The sequence below is a fragment of the Idiomarina sp. UBA4206 genome (genome assembly GCF_002383015.1).
GTDB lineage: Bacteria > Pseudomonadota > Gammaproteobacteria > Enterobacterales > Alteromonadaceae > Idiomarina > Idiomarina abyssalis.
Window position 1 is genome coordinate 33,808 of sequence record NZ_DFTS01000075.1, and the last position, 3,412, is coordinate 37,219.

General features: G+C 49.4%; 4 protein-coding genes. 1 reads left to right on the plus strand and 3 read right to left on the minus strand.

Going from position 1 to position 3,412, the window contains the following annotated elements; translation table 11 throughout:
• The 3 genes from B3180_RS15325 to B3180_RS15335 form a co-directional block, all read right to left on the minus strand.
• Positions 1–979: DUF1302 domain-containing protein (locus B3180_RS15325; protein WP_286845360.1), on the minus strand; the 979-nt coding region annotated here is incomplete at its 3' end.
• Between the two features lie 191 nt (positions 980–1,170).
• Positions 1,171–2,100 (minus strand): electron transfer flavoprotein subunit alpha/FixB family protein, encoded by a 930-nt coding sequence (locus B3180_RS15330; RefSeq protein WP_278358242.1) that lies wholly within the window; start codon positions 2,098–2,100, stop codon positions 1,171–1,173.
• Complete coding sequence (locus tag B3180_RS15335) at positions 2,097–2,846, minus strand: electron transfer flavoprotein subunit beta/FixA family protein (RefSeq protein WP_286845362.1); 750 nt, start codon at positions 2,844–2,846, stop codon at positions 2,097–2,099. Before B3180_RS15335 ends, B3180_RS15330 begins: the two co-directional genes overlap by 4 nt.
• A gap of 124 nt (positions 2,847–2,970) precedes the next feature.
• Here B3180_RS15335 and B3180_RS15340 point away from each other — a divergent pair, with 124 nt between their 5' ends.
• Positions 2,971–3,336 carry a SufE family protein gene (locus B3180_RS15340; RefSeq protein ID WP_278358243.1) on the plus strand — a complete coding sequence of 122 codons (366 nt, stop codon included), beginning with the start codon at positions 2,971–2,973 and terminating at the stop codon, positions 3,334–3,336.
• The last annotated feature ends 76 nt before the right edge of the window (positions 3,337–3,412 follow it).

Below are 3,412 nucleotides of genomic sequence, written 5' to 3' on the forward strand. Positions count from 1 at the left end.
TCAGGTAGTAAACACCAAATTCTGTGTCTAAGTCCATTGAGTAGTAACGCAGGTTAGCACCCCATTGGCCGCTGTCTGAAGCTTCCAGCGTAGGGTTGCTGCCAATATAAGCGCCAGATTGTACCGACTCAAAGTCACTTAAGTAGCTGTCTGGGTCGCCTGGTACTAACTGTGGGTTCAGTGTCACTTTACCGCAGCCAGGGCCGCCGATGATATCAACACTTGAGAAGTCAGTACCACAGCCGTCCAGTTTCGTGTTGTCCCACTCGTACTGGTAGAACGCTTCTAAGTTTAAGGTATTGGTTAAGCCAATGCTGGTGCTCAACATGCCAACCGGCAACAGAGCTTCTTTAATTTCTGCGCCCGGACGACGTGCCGCGTTTACATCCAGCGGGTTAATGTCGTTAATACCGTTGAAAACAAAGGTACTTTCACCCCAGCTTAATACCTGGCGTCCTAAACGAACGCTGGCTGGCATATCGCCTAAGTCAAAGTTGGCGTAGACAAAGGCATCCAGTAATTCAACGCCTTTACCTTGAGAGTAGTCGTCGAATACGCTGTCGTTCAGTTTGGTGTCCGGGTAGTAGTTGTTACCCGGGTGACCGTGCGCCATGTTCTCTTCAGAAACGACGTGATCGTACCAATAGTTGAAACGAATAAAGGCACCGTGGCTTCCGCCATCAATGCTTAAGTCGTGTACGCCTTTGACTACGGATGAGACTAAATCACCTTTATCAAAGTTCAGGTTACCGTCGTCACCCACGCTTGACTGTGCCGTTCCGCCCTGGCGGTTGCCCGGATGCATCAGGTGGTTAGCCTGATCTTCCATACGCCATGCAGCGCCGTAAGACAGAATAGAGTCGAATTTAATTTCGTAATCGCCGACTTCGAAGTCAGCAGCCTGGCCTGATGCCGCAAAGCTCAGTGCAATGGCCGTAGCCAGAGGAAGTTTTTTTAGCATAGTTGTTCTTCTTTTCATTGTGAGCCACCTAATCCTTTAAACTTGTTTGGCGGTTATGTCTGAATCATGTCCGATGAGTTAAAAATATGCAAGTGTATGAACACGAAAATATAACAAGTTGTTGGAAAAAATGCGGGAAAATGTCGCTACTGACGCTAAAAATGGAGCGCCAGTAGCGAATTTAGAATCTTACAAAGGTTCAGCAAATATTACAGTTTGCTGTTTAATTCAGGTAATACGTCGAACAAATCGGCCACTAAACCGTAGTCCGCCACCTGGAAGATTGGGGCTTCTTCGTCTTTGTTGATGGCAACAATGACTTTAGAGTCTTTCATACCAGCTAAGTGCTGGATAGCACCACTAATGCCTACCGCAATATAAAGCTGCGGAGCAACAATTTTACCGGTTTGACCAACCTGCATGTCGTTTGGTACGAAACCAGCGTCTACCGCGGCGCGTGATGCACCCACTGCAGCGCCCAGTTTGTCGGCTACGTCTTCCAACAGGTGGAAGTTTTCGCCGTTCTGCATACCACGACCACCAGAAATAACGATTTCTGCTGAGGTCAGGTCAGGACGTTCAGACTCTGCCAGTTGCTCTTCAACAAATTCCGATTTGTCGTTGTTAAATACGGAGTCGATGTTTTCGACTTCGCCGCTACCGCCTTCTTCTGCAACAGCGTCAAATGCCGTTGCACGAACGGTAATGACTTTAATTTTGTCTTCTGACTGCACAGTGGCAATGGCGTTACCTGCATAAATAGGACGCTTAAAGGTGTCGTCGCTTTCTACCGAGATAATGTCCGATACCTGTGCAACGTCTAACAAAGCAGCAACGCGTGGCATGAAGTTTTTGCCGGTGGTTGTTGCCGGAGCCAGAATGTGACTGTAGTTTTTGCCTAATTCAGCAACCAGTTCACTGATGTTTTCAGCTAACTGATGCTCGTAAGCTTCGTTGTCTGCCAGCATGACTTTTTTCACGCCGTCGGCTTTTGCCACATTTTCAGCAACGGTTGAGCACCCTTTACCGGCAACCAGTACCTCGATGTCGCCACCGATTTTCTGTGCAGCGGCTAACGTTTTCAGCGTTGAAGGGTCAACCGCGTTATTGTCGTGTTCTGCTACCACTAAGATGCTCATAATACTTTCGCCTCGTTTTTCAGTTTGTCGACCAGCTCATCTACGTCAGCTACTTTCACACCGGCACTACGTTCCGCAGGCGTTTCAACTTTCAGCAGCTTAATAGTGCGCTTAACTTCCACACCCAGTTCGTCCGGGCTTGTGGTTTCCAGCGGCTTACGCTTGGCTTTCATAATGTTTGGCAGCGACGCGTAACGCGGCTCGTTCAGACGCAGGTCGGTAGTGACAACAGCCGGCAGGTTCAATTTAACGGTTTGCAGACCACCGTCAATTTCACGAGTAACGTTCACAAAGCCGTCGCCTACTTCCACTTTAGACGCGAAAGTACCCTGTGGCATACCGGTTAAGGCACCCAGCATCTGACCGGTCTGGTTGTTGTCTGAGTCGATAGACTGTTTACCCAGAATAACCATGTCCGGCCCTTCTTTCTCTACCACACCTCTTAGGATTTTGGCGGCAGATAAAGAGTCCGGCATGTCGTCGGTTTCAACCTGAATAGCACGGTCTGCACCTAATGCCAGCGCAGTACGTAACTGTTCCTGTACCGCTTTAGGGCCAATAGAAACTACAACGACTTCGTCTGCTGTGCCTGCCTCTTTAAGGCGTACAGCTTCTTCTACGGCAATTTCGCAGAATGGGTTAAGTGCCATTTTGACGTTCGCCAAATCGACATCGGACTGATCTGGTTTAACACGCACCTTGACGTTGTAGTCAATGACGCGCTTAACCGCGACAAGTATCTTCATGTTGTCTTCCTTTTTCTGGAATGTTCTGAATGTTGGTCTTTATTATGTTGCCATTATCCTAGACTGGCGTCGATCTCACAAGTTGTGGGAGAATAAAACTCTATTGCCGTAAGGGAGAGTTTACATGGCCAGCTGGGAACAGCTTTTTCGTCACTTAGTTCAACAAGCCAAAAGTCTACCAGAATATCCGCCACAATGTCGTGATGACGATCATCTGGTGGGTGGCTGCGAGGCAAAGGTGTGGCTGTGGCTGGATACTTCTGACGTGGAGGCGGTAGTGATTCGCTTTGATTCCGAATCGCGCATTGTGCGCGGCTTACTGGCACTGCTGCAACAACGGCTGGACGGCTGCTCGGTAGAGGAAATAGCCGCCTTCGACATTGACGCCTTTTACAGCGCCGAAGGCCTGGACAACGCCCTAAGCCCCTCGCGCAGCAACGGCCTGTACCAGGTTGCCAAAACCCTGAAGCTAAGGGTTGTTGAGGCGTGAGTGACCGCTGAGGTTCTAGGAGCTACTGCGGAGGACGCCAGTGAATACATCCTTGTAGGGCTTGGGCAGCGCCATC

Excerpts from the sequence above, each read along its gene's own strand:
- B3180_RS15330 (WP_278358242.1), bottom strand. The coding sequence starts at position 2,100 with ATGAGCATCTTAGTGGTAGCAGAACACGACAATAACGCGGTTGACCCT.
- B3180_RS15335 (WP_286845362.1), bottom strand. The coding sequence starts at position 2,846 with ATGAAGATACTTGTCGCGGTTAAGCGCGTCATTGACTACAACGTCAAG.
- B3180_RS15340 (WP_278358243.1), top strand. The coding sequence starts at position 2,971 with ATGGCCAGCTGGGAACAGCTTTTTCGTCACTTAGTTCAACAAGCCAAA.